Origin of the sequence: Tessaracoccus lacteus, assembly GCF_029917005.1 — a bacterium.
Lineage (GTDB): Bacteria > Actinomycetota > Actinomycetes > Propionibacteriales > Propionibacteriaceae > Arachnia > Arachnia lactea.
Genome location: NZ_CP123967.1, coordinates 570,510 through 588,650, shown reverse-complemented (window position 1 = coordinate 588,650; position 18,141 = coordinate 570,510). Strand labels below are relative to the sequence as shown.

Genomic DNA, 18,141 nt, shown 5'->3' with positions numbered 1-18,141 from the left:
CCGCGCCATCTTCCCGATTAGTCGATTCTCAGTGCCAGAGGTCAGAATGGACTCATGCACGTCGACCATCTGATCTATGCCATTGGTCCCGACGGCCTCAAAGCGGAGGCCGAGCGGCTCGCTGACGAGCTCGGAACCGAGTACAAGGACGGCGGCTTCCACCCGCGCTTCGGCACCCGCAACCACATCATCCCGCTGACCGACGGTCGCTACATCGAGGTCGTCGAGGTCCTCGATCACCCCGCGTCCGACAAGGCGGCGTTCGGCCAGGCCGTCAGGGCCCGTTCGGAGATGGGTGGCGGCTGGCTCGGCTGGGTCGTGAGCGTCGCGGACCTGACCCCCTATGAAGAGCGCCTGAACCGCTCCGCGGTCCCCGGGTCGCGTCAGTTTCCCGACGGCCGCCGGCTCGAGTGGTCACAGATCGGCATCCGCGGCCTGATCGCCGACCCGCAGCTGCCGTACTTCCTGCAGTGGAAGAGCGACGCGTCGCTGCGCCCCTCCGCCCTTTCGGGCGACGCGACCCTGACCGAGATCCAGATTGCCGGTTCCGCCAGCCGGCTGTCCGAGTGGCTCGGTGAGCCGATCGGTGCCGAACTCGACGGCGTCAAGCTCGACCTGGTCTCCCCCCGCGGGACCCCTGGAATCAGCAGCGTCACGTTCGAATGCCCTAAGGGAACCGTCACGATCTGACGAACAGACCTCAGACGATGGCCGCGCACCCTGTGGTGCGCGGCCATCGTCGTCCCGGCCCCCCTTCTCCCCACCCCGGTTCCCTGCAGCCACCCCGGTTCCCTGCACCCACCCCGGTTCCCTGAGCCCACCCCGGTTCCCTGACCCCACCCCGGTTCCCTGAGCTTGTCGAAGGGCCCTGAGCGAAGCGAAGGGAGATCACCGGTTCCCCGAGCCCACCCCGGTTCCCCGAGCCCACCCCGGTTCCCCGAGCCCACCCCGGTTCCCTGAGCTTGTCGAAGGGCCCTGAGCGAAGCGAAGGGAGATCACCTGCGCCCACCCCGGTTCCCCGAGCCCACCCCGGTTCCCTGAGCTTGTCGAAGGGCCCTGAGCGAAGCGAAGGGAAATCACCGGCGCCCCGAGCCCACCCCGTCCACCTGTGGCCGCTCCGAGTCGACCTGACCCGCCCGACCCCTAATGTGCTGCTGACTACGGAGGAGGTCGGGGTGGACGGCTGGCAGTACCTGATCCTCATGGGCGCGTGTGTGCTGATCACACTGCCACTGGAGTTCGTGCTCGGCGCGCGGGTCTACCGCTCCCCTCGTCGGCTGGCGCTGGCTATGGCCCCGATGCTGGTGGTGTTCATCGTCTGGGATGTCGTCGGCATCCTGCGCGGGCACTGGAGCTACTCCGACCGCTTCACGACGGGGATCATGCTGGGCGTGATGCCGCTGGAGGAGCTCGTCTTCTTCCTCGTCATCCCGCTGTGCGGGCTGCTGACCTACGAGGCCGTGGGGCGCGTCGCGGCGCTGATCCGATCCACGGGCCGGCTGCGGTGGCGCTGGCCCGACGGAATCGTCCGCGAACAGGAGGAGAAGGCCGATGCCTGAGTACACAGTCCTCACGGTCGTCGCCGTAGTGGTGGTGATCGCGCTGGAGCTCGCCTGGTTACGCACCGGCATCTTCCGTTCGGCCCAGTACTGGGCCGCCATGGCGATCGTGTTCTTCTTCCAGTGTCTGGTCGACGGGTGGCTCACCAAGCTGAGCGACCCGATTGTCCTCTACTCCCCCACCCAGTTCTCCGGCATCCGGTTCCCATGGGACATCCCCATCGAGGACTTCGGGTTCGGTTTCGCGATGGTGACGGGCACGATGCTCGGATGGCTGCGACTCGGCAGCAAGGAGGCTCGAGATGATGCATGACCTGCGCGCACGGTTCGACCATGGCGCCGACCACTACGACCTGCTGGTCTCGCTCAACCCCGGCTACCACCGACACCTGCGCTCCGCCGCCGCCGAACTCGCCTCTCGGCTGCACGACGTCGACGCTCCACGGGTGCTGGACCTCGCCTGCGGATCCGGAGCCTCGACACGGGCCCTGGTCGACGCCCTCCCCGCCGGGGCTACCGTCCACGGCATCGACCTGTCCAGGGGCATGCTCGCCCAGGCTGCTCGGCACACCTGGCCTCCGGGTGTCAGCTTCGAACAGGGCCGCGTCGGAAACCTGGACACCGCCCGACTTGGCGAGGGCAGCTGGGACGCCGTGTTCGCCAGCTACCTGTTCCGCAACATCCCCGAGGCCGGGCGCGACGGGGCGCTCGCCGAGGTGGCGCGCCTGCTGAAACCAGGCGGGCACCTCATCACACAGGAGTACTCGGTCGCAGGCTCCCCCGGTGCTGACCGGCGCTGGACGCTCGTCTCCTGGTCGATCATCATCCCCCTGGGCTCGGTGGTCGACCGCGACCCTGACCTCTACCGCTACCTGTGGCGCAGCGCCCGACGGTTCGACTCCCCCGCCGCGTTCATGGACCGCATCGCCGACGCGGGCTTCCGCGACGTCCGTACCCGCACCGTCAGCGGCTGGCAGCGCGGCATCCTGCACACGTTCGCGGCGGTGCGTCCGTGATGCCGGGCCGCGACCCGCGCGCCGTCCGCCACCCCGGCCCGGCGGGGCTCTACCGCAGCACGGTCGAGCGCCACGTGTGCGTCGTCGGCGGCGGCATCGCCGGGCTGGCCGCCGCAACGGTGCTCGCGGAGCGCGGGATCCACGTCACCCTGCTGGAGTCGGGAGACCGGCTGGGTGGCCGGGTGTCGGCCTGGCCCCTGGACGACGGCCGGACCATGAGCCGCGGGTTCCACGCGTTCTTCCGTCAGTACTACAACCTGCGCTCGCTGCTGCGTCGCACCGACCCGGCTCTCGCCCGGCTCATACCGGTCGACGACTATCCCCTCCAGCGGCCGGACGGGACCCGCGACTCCTTCGCTGGCATCCCCCGCACTCCCCCCTGGAGCCTGCTCGGCTTCGTGGTCCGCTCCGACGCGTTCACCGCCCGCTCGCTCTCGCGCGTCGACGTGGGCGCCGCCCTCGAGCTGCTGCGCGTCGGCTTCCCCGACACGTACCTGCGCTACGAGGGTGAGTCCGCGGCCGAGTTCCTCGACCGACTGCGCTTCCCGCCCGGCGCCAGGGACCTGGCGCTGGAGGTGTTCGCGAGGTCCTTCTTCGCCGACCCGCACGACTTCGCGGCCGGCGAACTGGTCGCCATGTTCCACACGTACTTCGTCGGGTCCGCCGAAGGGCTGCTGTTCGACGTTCCCGACGACGACTACGACACCGCCCTGTGGGCACCGCTGGGCCGCCTGCTCGTCGACCTCGGCGCCGACGTCCGCACCACCACCTCCGCAGAGGCGATCGAGCTGACCGACGAGGGCGCGCACGTGAGGATCGCGGGCGGCGAGGCTGTCGACTGCGATGCCGTCGTGCTGGCCGCGGACCCACGCTCCGCCAGGGACCTGATCGCCGGCCTGTCGGCCTCGCCCGAACCCGCGGGCCTCGAGGCCTGGCGCGCCGACGCCGCCGCCACTGGCAACGCACCGCCGTTCCTCGTCGTGCGGCTGTGGCTCGATGGCCCCGTCGATGCCGGACGCGAGGCCTTCGTCGGCACCAGCGGCTACGGCCCCCTCGACAACGTGACCGTGCTGGAGCGCTTCGAGGACGGCGCCGCGCGGTGGGCGGCCGCGCACGGCGGCTCGGTGGTGGAGTTGCACGCCTACGCCTGCCCACCAGAGGTTCTGCAGGACCCCGCCGCACTCGATGCCCTGGTCGCCGACCTCGTCGACCAGCTTCACCGGATCTACCCGGAGACGGAACGACTGACCGCCACCTCGACTGAGGTACTGCTCCGCGACGACTGCGCCGTCATGCCCCCGACGGGGTGGTCGCGCCGGCCCAGCGTCTCCACGCCGTTCGAGTCCCTGGTGTTGGCGGGTGACTGGGTACGCACGGGGCTACCTGTCGCCCTCATGGAACGCGCCGCGACGACGGGCTTCGAGGCGGCCAACCACCTGCTTGGCCGGTGGGGAGTGGCCGGTCAGGACGTGTGGACCGTGCCCATGCGGGGCTTGCTCACCCTTCGCCGAAACCGTCGAAGTCGGCGAGATCCGCGGCCATCTGCCGCAGGAACCTGACGACGACGTCCCGCTCCTCGGGGGTGAGCATCGTGACGGCGTGGACACGACGCGACTGCTGCCGGCCGACGGTGTCCATGGCCGAGGCGTATGTGGACTCCGCAAGGCGGATCACGACGGACCGCCTGTCCGCCGGGTGCGGCTCTCGATGGATGTGCCCAGCCCGCTCAAGGCGGTCGAGCAGCTTGGTGGTGGACGCGCTCGAGATCTCGAGGTGGGCCGCGACCGCACCCGCCGTCACATCCTGGCCCCTGTGTCGGCCGGCGATCAGGAAATGAATGGCCTGCATATCGGTGGATCCGAGCTTCATGTAGCGGCTGGACTCTTCCGCCAGCCGCGTCTCGGCGGCGCGAAGCTCCACGAGCGCGATCATCACCTCATCGACCTGGGCGACGTCGTCGGCGGTCAGCTGCGTTCTGTCAACGAGCACTCCGCTGGGGTCACTCACGCCCAGACGGTAGATCTCGAATCGACTGGCCACGTGAGAAAATTACCACTTGGGGAGTATCAACCTGAGCTTGTAGCTAGCTAGGCTAGTGAAATGGAGAAGATCAGTTCCCCCCCTGATACCGATGAGGTGGTCGTGCTCCTCCACGAGGACGGGCAGCCGAGCGGGACCGCACTCAAGAGCGAAGTCCACGACACCTCGACGCCTTTGCATCTGGCCTTCTCCTGCTACCTCCTTGATCCTCAGGGCAGAGTGCTGGTCACCCGCAGGGCGCTGACGAAGAGGACCTGGCCGGGAGTCTGGACCAACAGCTTCTGCGGCCATCCCGCACCCGGTGAGTCCCTGACCGATGCCTTGGCGCGACGGGCCCGCGAGGAGCTAGGAGCCGGGGTCGAGGAGCCCCGGCTTGCCCTGCCGGACTTCCGCTACCGCGCGGTCGACACAACAGGGATCGTCGAGAACGAGATCTGCCCGGTGTTCGTGGCCCGTCTCGCCTCGCCGCTCTCCCCCCAGCCGGCAGAGGTGATGGACATCGCCTGGGTGGCCCCAGTGGACCTGGCGGCCGCCGTCGACGCCGCGGGCTTCGCCTTCAGCCCATGGCTCCGGATGCAGCTTCCCCCTCTCGTGACCCGTGGTTCGCTGCTCCCGAGGTCCGAGACGTGAGCGCCCTGGCCCGCGAAGAGGCGCTCACGACGAGACAGGCCGTCGGGGAGCGCCTCGAGGCCTTCTTCGACGCCCGCTCGCGGCATGCCGGCGCCTATGACCGCCACTTCCGACACCTGTGGGACCTGGCCTACGAATGCGCCTTCGGCGGCAAACTCGTCAGGCCGGTGCTGCTGATCGACATGTACGACGCTCTCTCCGACATACCGGATCCGGACGTGCACGAGAAGCTCCTGGACCTGGGGGCCGCCGTCGAGCTGCTGCACTTCGCGTTCCTGCTCCACGACGACGTCATCGACGGCGACGTGCAACGCCGCGGACGCCCGAACCTGGTCGGAGCACTCCTCGCCGACGCGCCCCCGGGCGTCGACCCCGAGGCCGCTGGGCATTGGGCGCGGAGCGGGGCGATCCTGATGGGTGACCTGGTCCTGGCGGGCATGCACCAGCTCGTCGCCCGCGTCGACCTGCCCGTGGCACAGCGGACCAGGATCCTCGACCTGATCGACTTCACCATCACCGAGACCGTCGCCGGCGAGTACGCCGACGTGTCGATGGGTGACGGGATCCTGTCGGGCGCGCTGCCTCGGGTGCTCAGCACCACGCTCCGGAAGACGGCGACCTACACCTTCGAGCTGCCGCTGCGCGTCGCGGCGACGCTGGCGGGGGCCTCCACAGCCACGGAGGAGACCCTTGCCGCCATCGGCAGGCAGCTCGGCCTGGCCTTTCAGCTGCAGGACGACCTGCTCTCGACCTTCGGGATAGCCCGCGAGCACGGCAAGGACCGCTACTCCGACCTCCGTGAGGGAAAGCAGACCGCGATCATCGCGTTCGCCCGCCACACCGACGCCTGGCAGCGCCTCGAGCCGCTGCTGGGGAACCCTGACCTGTCTCCGGCCCAGGGCGCTCTGGCCTCGCACCTGCTGTCCGAGTGCGGGGCGCGGGCCTTCGTCGAGCAGCTCGTGGACGAGCGTTACACCGAGGTCGGCACCTTGTTGAGCGACGGGCCGGTCCCGCCGCGCGCGGCGGACCTGATCCGCTCGCTGGCAGAGCAGCTCCGGGACCGCCGCTCATGAGCGCCGGCGCACTGCAGCGGTACACGGAGACGGCCGAACGCGCCGCGGCGGAGGTCATCGACAGCTACTCGACCTCGTTCACTCTGGCGACGCGGCTCCTCGGCGCCCGGCACCGTCGTCACATCCGCAACATCTACGCGCTCGTGCGGGTCGCGGACGAGCTGGTCGACGGGGTGACCGAGGAGGCCGACCTCGACCCCGCCCAACAGGCCGCGGCCCTCGACCGGCTGATCGACGAGACGCGCAGCGCGCTGCTCACGGGCTACAGCAGCGACCTCGTGGTGCACGCCTTCGCCTCGACGGCGCACGAGTGCGGGATCGACTGGCCACTCGTCGACCCGTTCTTCGCGTCGATGCGCTCGGATCTCGTCACGGCGGGGGCGAGCGTCGGCTACGACGACGCCGCCCATGCCGAGTACGTGCACGGCTCCGCGGAGGTCGTCGGGCTGATGTGCCTGCGGGTCTTCACCAGATCCTCGGACCTCAGCCCCGAACAGGTCAGCCGGTTGGATGAGGGCGCAAGCGCGCTCGGTGCCGCCTTCCAGAACGTCAACTTCCTCCGCGACCTCGCCGACGACACCGGCCGCCTCGGCCGGAACTACCTCGCGGACGCGCCGCGGCTGACCCAGGCCGACGTCGACCGGTGGGTCGCCACGATCCGCGGCGAGCTGGCGACCGCGGCCGCCGTCATCCCCGCACTGCCCCGCGACGCGCGGGCGGCCGTCCGCGCCGCCGCCTACCTGTTCGCGGCGCTGACCGACCGGGTCGAGGCAGCCGGCGTCGAGCGCCTCTACCACTCCCGCGTCCGCGTGCCCGGCCCACTCAAGGCGTGGCTCGCCGCGAGGGCCTGGCTCCGAACCCGACTGGAGCCCGGGCGATGACCCGCACCGTCGTCATCGGGGCGGGGGTCGCGGGCCTGGCCACCGCCGCGCTGCTCGCCGCGGAGGGCCACGACGTGGAGGTGCTGGAGCGGAACGACGAGGTCGGCGGCCGCGCCGGCTCGCTGACCCGCGACGGGTTCCGCTTCGACACCGGCCCGTCCTGGTTCCTCATGCCCGAGGTATTCGACCGCTTCTTCGCGCTGCTGGGCACCTCGACCGAGGAGCAGCTCGACCTGCGGCTCCTCGACCCCGGCTACCGCATCTTCCCCGAGCCCGGGGGTGACGAGCCGTTCACGGTGCCGCTCGGTGAGCAGCGGGTGCTCGAGGCCTTCGAGGCGCGGTCTCCCGGCTCGGCCGAAGAGCTGCGCCGCTACCTCGTCTCCGCCCGGGAGGCGTCAGCGCTGGCCACCGACCACTTCCTCTACAACCCGTTCACCGATCCGACGACGCTGACGCACGGCGACATCCTGCGCCGGGCGCCTCGCCTGGCGCGGCTGCTCGGCACCAGCCTGGAGTCCTTCGTCGCAGCGCGCTTCACCGACCCGGTGCTCCGGCAGGCGCTCGGCTACCCGGCGGTATTCCTCGGCACCAGCCCAGCCGACGCGCCGGCGATCTACCACCTAATGAGCGCCCTCGACCTCGGCGACGGTGTCGCCTACCCCATGGGCGGCTTCCACGAGCTCGTCAACCGGCTCCACGACCTGGCCGTCGGGGCCGGGGCGCGGATCACCACCGGCGCCAAGGTGACGCACATCGAGACCATGACGGGCGGACGCCGGCACCGGGCGCAGGCCGTCACCTGGCGTGACACCGACGGGGCACCTCGCCGGAGCGCGACGGACGTCGTCGTCTCCGCTGCCGACCTGCACCACACCGAGACACGCCTGCTCGACCCAGCCGCCCGCTCCTACCCGGAGTCCTGGTGGCGGCGGCGCACCAGCGGTCCTGGCGCGGTGCTCGTCCTGCTGGGCGTCGAGGGTCAGCTGCCCCAGCTGCCCCACCACAGTCTGTTCTTCTCCCGCGACTGGGGAGCCAACTTCGACGCCATCTTCGGTCGCTCGCCGCATGTGCCGGATCCCGCGTCGATGTACGTGTGCCGGCCGAGCGCGACGGACCCGGACGTCGCCCCTCCCGGGCACGAGAACCTCTTCGTCCTCGTCCCCGTGCCCGCCGACCCTGCCCTCGGCTCCGGCGGCCCGGACGGCACCGGCAGCCCCGCCGTCGAGGCCGCGGCCGACGCCGCCATCGCGCGGATCGCGGCCTGGGCCGGGATCGACGACCTCGCCGACCGCATCATCGTGCGTCACACGATCGGACCAGGCGACTTCGCGGACAGCTACAACTCGTGGATGGGCGGCATGCTCGGCCCGGCCCATATCCTCAGCCAGAGCGCCATGTTCCGGGCCGGGAACCGGTCGAAGCGCGTGGAGAACCTGTTCTACGCCGGCGGCACGACCAGCCCCGGCGTCGGGGTGCCGATGTGCCTGATCAGCGCCGAGCTCGTGCTCAAGCACCTGCGCGGGGACCGCACCGCCGGGCCCCTGCCGCGGCCGACGGGCGTCCAAGCATGACCGGCGCCTCCGTCTGGACGGCGACCACGATGAGGGCAGCCCGCCAGGTACTGCGCGGCCCTGTGACGCAGGCGGGTTTCACCGCCGAGTACATCCCGCGCGGCTTCCTGCGACACCATCCCGTGCTCATCTCCGACGGCGACACGCACGACGACCAGCGCAGGGCGCTGGGGCGGCTGTTCACGCGCGACGTCGTGCGCGCACGGTACGAGAGCCATATGCGCGACGCCGTCGCCCGCTGGCTCGACGACGTCCCCGCGGGCGCTGTCGTCCGGGCGGACCGGCTCGCGCTGCACTACGCCGTCGACGTGACCCGACGGGTCGTCGGGCTGACGGAGTCGTCTGTGACGGGGATGTCGCGGCGGCTGGAGGCCTTCTTCCGGCAGCCACCGCTCGACATGACCCGCGACGACCTCGGCCGCACCCGACGCCAGTGGGCGCAGGCTGCGCTCAACGGGCTGGTCCCGATCGCGATGTTCCAGCTCGCCGACGTCGCGCCCGCGGTCCGGGCGCGACGCCGGACGCCGCGCGAAGACGTCGTCAGCCACCTGATCGACCGCGGCTACACCGACGCCGACATCCTCGTCGAGTGCGTCACCTACGGGACGGCCGGCATGGTCACGACGCGCGAGTTCATCGCGTTGGCCCTATGGCGACTGCTCGACGACCCTGCGCTCAGGGAGCGCTACGACGAAGCGGACCGCGCCGGGAGGCTCGCGCTGCTGTACGCGATCATCCGCGACGAGCCCGTCGTCGAGCACCTGTACCGGCGGGTCAGGGAACCGGTCACCGTCGACGGTGCCGGCGAGCTGGCCCCCGGGACGCTGGTCGACATCGACGTGGGCGCCACCAACGCCGACGACGCCGAGCGGGCGGCCGGGGAGGCCGGGCTGAGCTTCGGCGCCGGACCCCACCGCTGCCCCGGGCAACACCTCGCGATGATGGAGACCGAGGTCCTGCTCACCGCCCTCCTGCGGCGCCGACCCGTCGCCGTGACCGCGCCGCGGATCCTGTGGCACGACCTGGTTGCCGGATACCAGGTGCGCGAGTTCGACGTCCGGCTGGAGGCCTGAGGGCACATCGACGCCTTCGCCCGCGATCAGCCCAGGGCGTGTGCCGCCTGAGCGCCCGGCCGGCTCCACTCCTGGTTCTGTCGGAGGCTTCGCCTAGTCTCTACCCGTGGCGAAGAACCAGGACTCCTACCAGTGCACCGAGTGCGGCTGGACCAGCACGCGCTGGGTCGGCCGCTGCGGCGAGTGCCAGGCGTGGGGGACGGTTGTCGAACGGGGCGCGCCGAAGCTGAAGTCGGTCGCGTCCTCGACCCCGACGGACCGGGCGATGCCCATCTCGCAGGTCCCGTCAGACTCCGCCCGGCGCAAGCCCACCACCATCGCGGAACTCGACCGCGTGCTGGGCGGTGGTCTCGTGCCCGGCGCCGTGGTGCTGCTCGCAGGCGAGCCCGGCGTCGGCAAGTCGACGCTGCTGCTGGACGTCGCCGCGAAGTGGGCCCGAACAGGAGCGACGACGCTCTACATCTCAGGCGAGGAATCGGCCTCACAGGTGAAGCTGCGGGCCGAGCGCACCGGAACGGTAGCCGACACCCTCTACCTGGCCTCCGAGAACGACCTCGGCACCGTGCTCGGGCACATCGAGCAGGTGCATCCCTCGCTACTGGTGCTGGACTCCGTGCAGACCATCACCACCGCCGAGGCCGATGGTGCAGCCGGCGGACCGACGCAGGTCAAGGAGATCACGGGCGCACTGGCCAGGATCGCCAAGCGGGAGTCGATGGCGGTCATCATCGTCGGCCACGTCACCAAGGACGGCGGCATCGCCGGCCCCCGGACGCTGGAGCACCTCGTCGATGTGGTGCTGGGCTTCGACGGGGACCGGCACTCCGGGTTCCGCATGGTGCGGGCAACCAAGAACCGCTTCGGCCCGGCGGATGAGGTGGGCTGCTTCGAGATGAGCGAGACGGGCATCGTCGAGGTGCCCGACCCCTCCGGCCTGTTCATGACCTCACACGCCGACCCCACCCCCGGCACCTGCGTCACCGTCACCCTCCAGGGACGGCGTCCGCTGCTGGCCGAGATCCAGGCCCTGGTCACCGACGCCGCCGGGAACCCGCGGCGCGCGACGCACGGGCTCGAGGGCTCCCGCATCGCGATGGTGATGGCCGTGCTCGATCGTGGACTCGGGCTGAAACTGTCCACGAAGGATGTCTACGCATCGACGGTCGGCGGGGCCAAGGTCGCCGACCCCTCTGCGGATCTGGCCACCGCCGTCGCCATCGCCTCAGCGTGCACGGGAGTGCCCCCTCTCGAGCGGACCGTCGCCCTGGGAGAGGTAGGTCTCGCCGGCGATCTGCGCCGCGTCCCCGGCGTGGAGCGCCGCCTGGTCGAGGCCGCCCGGCTGGGCTTCCAGTTGGCCATCATCCCCTCCGGATCACGCGATGTGACCCAGAAGGTGCCGGCCCTCGGCCGGATGCGGGTGGTGGAGGTGCCGACGCTGGCCGAGGCGCTCACACGCATCGGTCTGGCGGGATGACTGAGGGCGGGTTCCTGCGGATCGGCGAGCTGGCCCGCCGCGCCGGCCTCACGCAGCGCACGCTGCGCCACTACGACGCCATCGGCCTGCTCAGGCCCAGCGGACGCAGCTGGGCCGACTACCGCCTCTACTCGCGCGCCGACGTCGGCCGGCTGCTGGCCATCTCGCAGCTCAAGTCGCTCGGCCTGTCGCTGGCGGAGATCGGGAGGGCCCTCGACGAGGATACCGAGCCCGCCGAGCTGCTGGCCCGGCACGCGGAGCTGCTGGAGCGGCGCATCGCCGCGGAGCAGGAGTTGCTCGCCCGGCTGCGGTTCCTGCAACGCACCGACGACGCCGACTGGGACGAGGTCCTGGAGTCGATCGAGCTCGCGGAGCGCCTGCACCACCCGGACGCCGCGGTGAGGTTCGGGGCGGCGCTCGACGGCTCGGGCCGGGCGCCCGTCGACGAGTTGATCGCGCTGCTGACGGACAAGGATCCGTCGGTCCGCGAGGGCGCCACGTGGGCGCTGACGCATCGGGACGGGGTGCTGCCGCGGCTGGTCGAGGCCCTGGGATCGGGGCCACCGGAAGCGAGGCATGCGCTGGCCCACGTCCTGGGCAAGCTTCGCGACCCCGCCGGGACGCCCCACCTGATCCACCTGCTGGGCGACGCCGACGAGCGAACCGCGGCGAAGGCGGCGTTCAGTCTCGGCCAACTCGGCGGCCCCGAGGCGGTGACAGCCCTGGTGGGCGCGCTGGGCGACGACCGGGTCCGGGTCCGCGACGAGGCGACGCTGGCCGTCGCGCGCGTCGAGGGCGCACGCGCGCCGCTGGAGCAGGCGACCCAGGACTGCTCAGCCCTTGTTAGGGAGCACGCCGCGGAGGCCCTCGGCATCCTGGGTGACCCGGCCTCCGTGCCCACACTCGCCGCCGCGCTGCGCGACGACTCACCCGCGGTGCGTTTCGCCGCCCTGGTCGCCCTGGGCGACCTGCCCGGGGACGACGCCGGGCGCGCCATCGAGGGATGTGTGGACTCCCCCGACGAACGCGCCCGGACTCTCGCCCTCAGGCTGCTGGCGGACCGTCAGGCCTGAACGCGGCCCGCGAGCAGCCGCGTCGCGACCTGCGCGGTGAGCGCATCCGCGCCGCCTGCCAGCCGCCCCAGGGCCTCGTCGGCGGCGCCACCCAGCTGACCGAGTGCAGAGACGGCGGCCAGCCGCACGGTCGGATCGTCGTCGCCGGCGGCGCGCTCGAGAGCGTCGGCGGCCGGGTCGGCCTCGGGTGCCCCCAGGTGACCGAGCGCCTCAGCGGCGTGCTCACGCGCGGCGGGGCTGCCGTCGGTCAGCGCCGAGGTCAGCGGCGCGACCGAGGCCGCGCCGATCGCGGCGAACGCGTTGCTCAGCGCGTCGCGCTGCAGCAGCTCCCCGTCGCCCAGCCGCGCGACGAGCGCGGTCAGCGCCCGCGCGCCGCCGGTGTTGGCCGCGGCACGGTACGCCTTGATGGCCACGTCCGCGTCCTCGTCGGCCACGAGCGGCACGACCGCGTCGAAGTCGGCGGGGTCTGCCACCTTGCTCAGGACGTGAGCGGCGGTGCGGCGGCGGGCCGGGTCGTCGTCGGTCAGCATCTCGGCGAGATCGCCGCGGGCCGCCTCGGCGTGCTGCACCAGGGCCCAGGTGATGTCCTCGATGACGTGGGGGTCGTACTCGACGCGCAGCTGCGCCAGCAGGACGGGGACGACGGAGTCGTCACGGCTGGCGCCCAGCGCGAGCGCAGCCTGCCGACGCGTGGAGCCCTCGGGGTTGCGGAGGGCGGTGAACATGGTCTCCAGCGTGGTGTTCGTCATGTCATCGACGGTAAACCTTGACGTTGCGTCAGGGTCAACCGCGGACGGTCCGCCGAGAGCGAACCCAGCCGCTGCCCCGCCATCTAGACTGGGCGGCGATCCACCAGGAGGTCAGGTGCCCAAACCGACGATCCGCCGCTACCTAAAGCTGCTCGCGCCCGGCACACCCCTGCGCGCGGGCGTCGACCGCATCCTGCACGGGCGCACCGGCGCGCTCATCGTGCTCGGCAACAACCAGAAGGTGCAACAGGTCTCCTCCGGCGGCTTCAAGATCGGCGTCGAGTGCACGGAGCAGGCCCTGCGCGAGCTGGCGAAGCTCGACGGCGCGATCATCCTGTCCAACGACCTGAGCACCATCGTCGCGGCCGGCGTGCACCTCGTCCCGGCGGGCGACCTGCCGACAGCCGAGACCGGAACCCGCCATCGCTCCGCCGACCGCACGGCCCAGGCAGCGGGGGTCCCCGTCGTGACGGTCTCCGCGTCCATGGCGACGGTCTCGGTGTTCCTCGACGGCCGGCGCCACCTCGTCGAGAGCGTCACGCAGGTCATCAGCCGCGCGAACCAGGCCCTCGCGACGCTGTCACGCGTCTCCAGCCGTCTGACCGACCAGCTCGACCAGTTCACTCTGCTCGAGATCGGCGAACAGGTCACGCTCCGCGACCTCACCCACGTGATCCACCGCCTGGAGCTGACCCGTCGGCTGTCCGCCGAGGTGGACTTCCTCGTCGAACTGCTCGGCGTCGAGGGCCGGATGGTCGCGCTGCAGCACTCCGAGCTCGCCAACACCTTCGCGGGGGCCGCCGACCGGCTCGCCGAGGACTACGCGCAGAACCTGTCCGATCCGTCGCAGTTCGACCTGTCGAAGCTCGCGAACTTCTCCTCCGAGGAGCTGTTCTCCGGCCAGCTGGTCGCCGAGCGCCTCGGCTTCGGGCAGGGCGCGAACCTGGAGCAGGGACTCGAGAGCCGAGGGGTGAGACTGTTGACGGATGTCGGCCGCCTTCCCTCCCACCTCGTGTCGAAGCTGGTGGATCGCTACTCGCTGCAGGAGCTGTTCGGCGCCTCCGTGGCCGTGCTGATGGAGATCGACGGGGTCGGCCCGATGCGCGCCCGGCAGATCCGCGACGCCCTGCTGCGGATCTCCGAGGGGTCCTGACCGGCCGGTCGGGCGGCCCCGCGTCATGGGCTAGGGTTGCGTCAGACACACAGGGGAGCGCCACCAGGGCGCTGAGAGTGCGGAGAACCGCAGACCCTCCAACCTGATCCGGTTAGCACCGGCGTAGGGAGTGAGATTCTCCTCGGCACGCGCCGAGCCTCCTTGAAATGAGGAGATGTCATGAAGTCACCCATCCGACTGCTCGCGGCCGGCCTGGCCGTCACCGCCCTGGCAGCCTGCGGCTCCACGGGCACACAGGCCACCACGAGCCCGACCCCCACCGAGACCGACACGCTCACGGTCGTCACGCACGACTCGTTCGTGCTGCCCCAGGAGCTGCTCGACCAGTTCTCGGAGGAGACCGGCTACACCGTCACCTACGTGGCGCCCGGCGACGCGGGAACGCTCGTCAATCAGCTCATCCTGACGAAGGACTCGCCGCTGGGCGACGTCGTCTTCGGCATCGACAACGCGATGGCCTCCCGCGCCTCCCGCGAGGGCGTGCTCGCCGACTACACCTCCGCTGCCGCCGCAGGCACCGACGCGCAGCTCGCCGCCGACCAGCTGACCCCCGTCGACTACGGCGACGTGTGCATCAACGCGGACAGTGCCTGGTTCGACAAGCACGACCTGACGGTGCCCGCCACGCTCGACGACCTGGCCAGGCCCGAGTACAAGGACCTGCTCGTCGTGTCCTCGCCGGCGACGAGCTCGCCCGGACTGTCCTTCCTGCTCGCCACCGTCGGCGCCAAGGGCGACGGCTGGCTCGACTACTGGCAGAGCCTCAAGGACAACGGGCTGAAGGTCGTCGCCGGCTGGACCGACGCCTACTACACCGACTTCTCGGGAGCCGACGGTAAGGGTGACCGTCCGCTGGTGCTCAGCTACTCCACCTCCCCCGCGTTCACGCTCGACGGCGACACCTCGACGACCGAGGCCCTGCTGGACACCTGCTTCCGGCAGGTCGAGTACGCCGGCGTGATCGCCGGCGCGCAGAACCCCGTCGGCGCGGGCAAGTTCATCGACTTCCTCCTCTCCGACGAGGTGCAGTCGGTGATCCCGGAGAACATGTACATGTACCCGGCCGTCACCGACACCGAGCTGCCCGCCGACTGGCAGAAGTTCGCGCCGCTGTCCGACTCCCCCATCGAGGTGGCCCCGGCCGACATCGACGCGAACCGCGAGGCCTGGATCAGCCAGTGGAGCGAGGCCATCGGGTGACACGACTCGCCTGGCGCGCGGCCTGGGTGGCGGCCGCCGCCATCCCGGCCGCGTTCCTCGCGGTCTTCTTCGCCTGGCCCGCGGGCGCCCTGATCCTGCGCGGCTTCCACGACGGCGCCACCTGGACGCTGGCCGGGTTCGAGGCTGTGTTCTCGTCGGCAAGGACATGGCGGGCGCTGGGCTTCACGCTCGCCTCCGCCACCGCCACGACGCTGCTGTGCCTCGTGCTCGGGCTCCCCGGCGCCCACGCCCTGTACCGCTGCAGCTTCCCCGGCCGGGGCTTTCTGCGCGCCGCGGTCGCCGTCCCGTTCGTGCTCCCGACCGTCGCCGTCGGCGTCGCGTTCGGAGCGCTCCTGAGGCCGGACGGGCTGCTCGGCTTCCTCGGCCTCGACGGGTCCGCGGTCTCCATCGTCGCCGCCATGGTGTTCTTCAACTACTCGGTCGTCGTCCGCACCGTCGGCACCATGTGGGCCCGGCTCGACCCGCGCCTGGCGCAGGCGGGCACGACGCTCGGCGCGGCGCCGCTGCGCGTCTTCGCGACCGTCACGCTGCCCGCCCTGGCGCCGGCCGTGCTGTCCGCCGCATCGTTGGTGTTCCTGTTCAGCTCGTCGAGCTACGGCATCGTGATGGTGCTGGGCCAGACGCGATTCCACACCATCGAGACCGAGATCTGGTACCTCACCACCGCGCTGCTCGACCTCCGCGGGGCCGCTGCGCTGTCCGTGACGCAGCTCGTGATCGTGGCCGCCGCGCTCTGGCTCAGTGGGCGCGCACAGTCGTCGCTCACGCGGGCGCTGCGCCTGCAGCCCGACGTCGCAGCCTCGCGGCCACTGAGGTGGCGCCGCGACGGCGCGGCGCTGGCCACGACGCTGGCCGTGGCGGTCCTCCTCCTCGGCCTGCCCCTGATCGGCCTGGCCTGGCGCTCGCTGCACCGCGACGGCGTCCTCACCCTCGCCAACTACACCGGGCTAGCCAGCTCCGAACTGCCCGGCATCAGCGTGCTGGGCGCGCTCGGCACCTCTCTGACCACCGCACTGGCCGCGACCGTCGTCGCCGTCCCGCTGGGGCTGCTGGTCGCACTCGTCGCCTCCCGACGGCCGCGCCGTCGGGAGGGACGCCGCGCGCTGGCCCTCCTCGAGGCCGCCTACCTGCTGCCCCTGGGCGTCTCAGCGGTCACCGTCGGCTTCGGCTACCTCATCACCCTGAACCGCCCGCCGCTCGACCTGCGCTCCAGCATCGTCCTGATCCCGATCGCCCAGGCGGTCGTGGCGCTGCCGCTGGTGGTGCGCAGCCTGCTCCCGACGCTCCGCGCGATCGATCCCCGGCAGCTGGAGGCCGCCGCCGTGCTGGGCTCGACGCCGTTCGACGTGCTGCGCCGGGTCGAGCTGCCCCACCTGGCCCGCGGGCTGGGGCTGGCCGTCGGCTTCGCGTTCGCCACCTCACTCGGCGAGTTCGGCGCCACGTCCTTCCTGGCCAGGCCGGACCGGCCGACGCTGCCGGTGCTGGTGTTCCGGCTGTTCGGCAGGCCCGGTGCCGAGTCGTACGGCCAGGCGCTGGCGGCCTCGGTGCTGCTGGCAGGATTGGCTGGAATCACGATGGCGCTGGCCGAGAGACTGCGCCCGAGGGAGGTTGCGACGTGGTAGCAGGACTCGAGGTCTCGGGCGCGAGCGTGAGCTACGGTCAGACCGTGGCCGTCGACGACGTGAGCCTCACCGTCAGCCCCGGCGAGGTCGTCGCGCTGCTCGGGCCCTCGGGGTCGGGCAAGTCGACCCTGCTGCGCGCCGTCGCCGGGCTGGAGCCCCTAACGGCGGGGACCGTGTCGTGGGACGGCGAGGACCTGGCCGGCGTCAAGGTCCACAGGCGCGGCTTCGGGCTCGTCTTCCAGGACGGCCAGCTGTTCCCGACCATGACGGTGGAACGCAACGTCGCCTACGGGCTCAGCGCCCTGCCGAAGGCCGCCCGCAGGCAGCGCGTCGCCGAGCTGCTGGACCTCGTCGGCCTCGCGGGCTACGGTTCCCGGAGGCCGACGGAGCTCTCGGGCGGCCAGGCGCAGCGAGTGGCGCTCGCCCGGTCACTTGCCCCCTCCCCCCGGGCCCTGCTGCTCGACGAACCCCTTTCGGCGCTCGACACCGGGCTGCGCCGCCGCCTGTCCGACGACCTCTCGCGCATCCTCCGGGCGACCGGCACCACGGCCCTCTACGTCACGCACGACCACCAGGAGGCCTTCACGGTCGCGGACCGCGTCGCAGTGCTCGACCACGGCCGGCTGCTCCAACTCGACGGCCCCGAGGCCCTCCGGCGCGCCCCGGCGACCCGCGAGGTCGCGGCCTTCCTCGGCGCCACCGCGTTCGTGAACCAGGCCCAGGCTGAGGCCCTCGGCTGGACGGGCACGCTCGCCGTGGGTGAGGTGCTCGGTGTGCTGCCCAGCTCGCTGGCGCTTGACGCGCACGGCGCCCAGCTGGTCGTGACCGACCAGGGCTACACTCCCGAGGACGTCGCCGTCGGGGTCCGGCTGCCCGATGGACAGCGCGCCGTCGTCTCCTCGCCGGAGCGGGTCGAGTCCGCCACCGTCGGGGTCCGGCTCGTCGGAGGCGCCGTGGTTCCCGCCTGACCAATTCCTGACCTGGG

Annotated in this window: 18 protein-coding genes and 1 riboswitch; of the genes, 16 read left to right on the top strand and 2 right to left on the bottom strand. The window is 71.5% G+C overall.

Annotated features, from left to right (window positions below; translation table 11 throughout):
• Positions 1–54: 54 nt before the first annotated feature.
• The 5 genes from QH948_RS02610 (at position 55) to QH948_RS02590 (ending at position 4,134) form a co-directional block, all read left to right on the top strand.
• On the top strand, positions 55–690 hold the full coding sequence (locus tag QH948_RS02610) for a VOC family protein (RefSeq protein ID WP_281145397.1): 636 nt from the start codon (positions 55–57) through the stop codon (positions 688–690).
• A gap of 458 nt (positions 691–1,148) precedes the next feature.
• Positions 1,149–1,559, top strand: coding sequence for a lycopene cyclase domain-containing protein (locus tag QH948_RS02605; protein WP_281145396.1), 411 nt, complete (start codon positions 1,149–1,151; stop codon positions 1,557–1,559).
• Complete coding sequence (locus QH948_RS02600) at positions 1,552–1,872, top strand: lycopene cyclase domain-containing protein (protein ID WP_281145395.1); 321 nt, start codon at positions 1,552–1,554, stop codon at positions 1,870–1,872. Before QH948_RS02605 ends, QH948_RS02600 begins: the two co-directional genes overlap by 8 nt.
• A complete protein-coding gene (locus QH948_RS02595; RefSeq protein ID WP_281145394.1) occupies positions 1,862–2,575 on the top strand; it encodes a class I SAM-dependent methyltransferase in 714 nt (237 codons plus the stop codon). The genes QH948_RS02600 and QH948_RS02595 overlap by 11 nt, the downstream gene beginning before the upstream one ends.
• On the top strand, positions 2,575–4,134 hold the full coding sequence (locus tag QH948_RS02590) for an FAD-dependent oxidoreductase (protein WP_281146116.1): 1,560 nt from the start codon (positions 2,575–2,577) through the stop codon (positions 4,132–4,134). The genes QH948_RS02595 and QH948_RS02590 overlap by 1 nt, the downstream gene beginning before the upstream one ends.
• Here the strand turns inward: QH948_RS02590 and QH948_RS02585 are convergent.
• Entirely contained in the window at positions 4,073–4,582 is a 510-nt protein-coding gene (locus QH948_RS02585; RefSeq protein ID WP_281145393.1) for a MarR family winged helix-turn-helix transcriptional regulator, read from the bottom strand. The two genes, QH948_RS02590 and QH948_RS02585, sit on opposite strands and share 62 nt — an antisense overlap.
• A 93-nt stretch (positions 4,583–4,675) precedes the next feature.
• Between QH948_RS02585 and idi the strand changes: the two genes are divergently transcribed.
• The 7 genes from idi (at position 4,676) to QH948_RS02550 (ending at position 12,390) form a co-directional block, all read left to right on the top strand.
• Positions 4,676–5,245 (top strand): isopentenyl-diphosphate Delta-isomerase, encoded by a 570-nt coding sequence (gene idi, locus QH948_RS02580; protein ID WP_281145392.1) that lies wholly within the window; start codon positions 4,676–4,678, stop codon positions 5,243–5,245.
• Positions 5,242–6,318 carry a polyprenyl synthetase family protein gene (locus QH948_RS02575; protein ID WP_281145391.1) on the top strand — a complete coding sequence of 359 codons (1,077 nt, stop codon included), beginning with the start codon at positions 5,242–5,244 and terminating at the stop codon, positions 6,316–6,318. The genes idi and QH948_RS02575 overlap by 4 nt, the downstream gene beginning before the upstream one ends.
• On the top strand, positions 6,315–7,199 hold the full coding sequence (locus QH948_RS02570; RefSeq protein ID WP_281145390.1) for a phytoene/squalene synthase family protein: 885 nt from the start codon (positions 6,315–6,317) through the stop codon (positions 7,197–7,199). Before QH948_RS02575 ends, QH948_RS02570 begins: the two co-directional genes overlap by 4 nt.
• Positions 7,196–8,770 (top strand): phytoene desaturase family protein, encoded by a 1,575-nt coding sequence (crtI, locus tag QH948_RS02565; protein ID WP_281145389.1) that lies wholly within the window; start codon positions 7,196–7,198, stop codon positions 8,768–8,770. Before QH948_RS02570 ends, crtI begins: the two co-directional genes overlap by 4 nt.
• The gene (locus tag QH948_RS02560; RefSeq protein ID WP_281145388.1) at positions 8,767–9,843 is read left to right on the top strand and encodes a cytochrome P450; all 1,077 of its coding nucleotides are present in this window, start codon (positions 8,767–8,769) and stop codon (positions 9,841–9,843) included. Before crtI ends, QH948_RS02560 begins: the two co-directional genes overlap by 4 nt.
• 106 nt (positions 9,844–9,949) lie before the next feature.
• Positions 9,950–11,317 carry a DNA repair protein RadA gene (radA, locus tag QH948_RS02555; RefSeq protein ID WP_281145387.1) on the top strand — a complete coding sequence of 456 codons (1,368 nt, stop codon included), beginning with the start codon at positions 9,950–9,952 and terminating at the stop codon, positions 11,315–11,317.
• Entirely contained in the window at positions 11,314–12,390 is a 1,077-nt protein-coding gene (locus tag QH948_RS02550; RefSeq protein WP_281145386.1) for a HEAT repeat domain-containing protein, read from the top strand. Before radA ends, QH948_RS02550 begins: the two co-directional genes overlap by 4 nt.
• Here QH948_RS02550 and QH948_RS02545 read toward each other — a convergent pair.
• Entirely contained in the window at positions 12,381–13,139 is a 759-nt protein-coding gene (locus tag QH948_RS02545; RefSeq protein WP_281145385.1) for a HEAT repeat domain-containing protein, read from the bottom strand. The two genes, QH948_RS02550 and QH948_RS02545, sit on opposite strands and share 10 nt — an antisense overlap.
• Before the next feature lie 115 nt (positions 13,140–13,254).
• Between QH948_RS02545 and disA the strand changes: the two genes are divergently transcribed.
• The 4 genes from disA to QH948_RS02525 all read left to right on the top strand — a co-directional run bounded on the left by disA (position 13,255) and on the right by QH948_RS02525 (position 18,124).
• Positions 13,255–14,292 (top strand): DNA integrity scanning diadenylate cyclase DisA, encoded by a 1,038-nt coding sequence (gene disA / locus QH948_RS02540; protein WP_281145384.1) that lies wholly within the window; start codon positions 13,255–13,257, stop codon positions 14,290–14,292.
• Between the two features lie 41 nt (positions 14,293–14,333).
• Positions 14,334–14,439: riboswitch (TPP riboswitch) on the top strand.
• Between the two features lie 33 nt (positions 14,440–14,472).
• Positions 14,473–15,513 carry a thiamine ABC transporter substrate-binding protein gene (locus tag QH948_RS02535; RefSeq protein WP_281145383.1) on the top strand — a complete coding sequence of 347 codons (1,041 nt, stop codon included), beginning with the start codon at positions 14,473–14,475 and terminating at the stop codon, positions 15,511–15,513.
• Positions 15,510–17,156 carry an ABC transporter permease gene (locus QH948_RS02530; protein ID WP_281145382.1) on the top strand — a complete coding sequence of 549 codons (1,647 nt, stop codon included), beginning with the start codon at positions 15,510–15,512 and terminating at the stop codon, positions 17,154–17,156. Before QH948_RS02535 ends, QH948_RS02530 begins: the two co-directional genes overlap by 4 nt.
• Complete coding sequence (locus tag QH948_RS02525) at positions 17,150–18,124, top strand: ABC transporter ATP-binding protein (RefSeq protein WP_281145381.1); 975 nt, start codon at positions 17,150–17,152, stop codon at positions 18,122–18,124. Before QH948_RS02530 ends, QH948_RS02525 begins: the two co-directional genes overlap by 7 nt.
• The last annotated feature ends 17 nt before the right edge of the window (positions 18,125–18,141 follow it).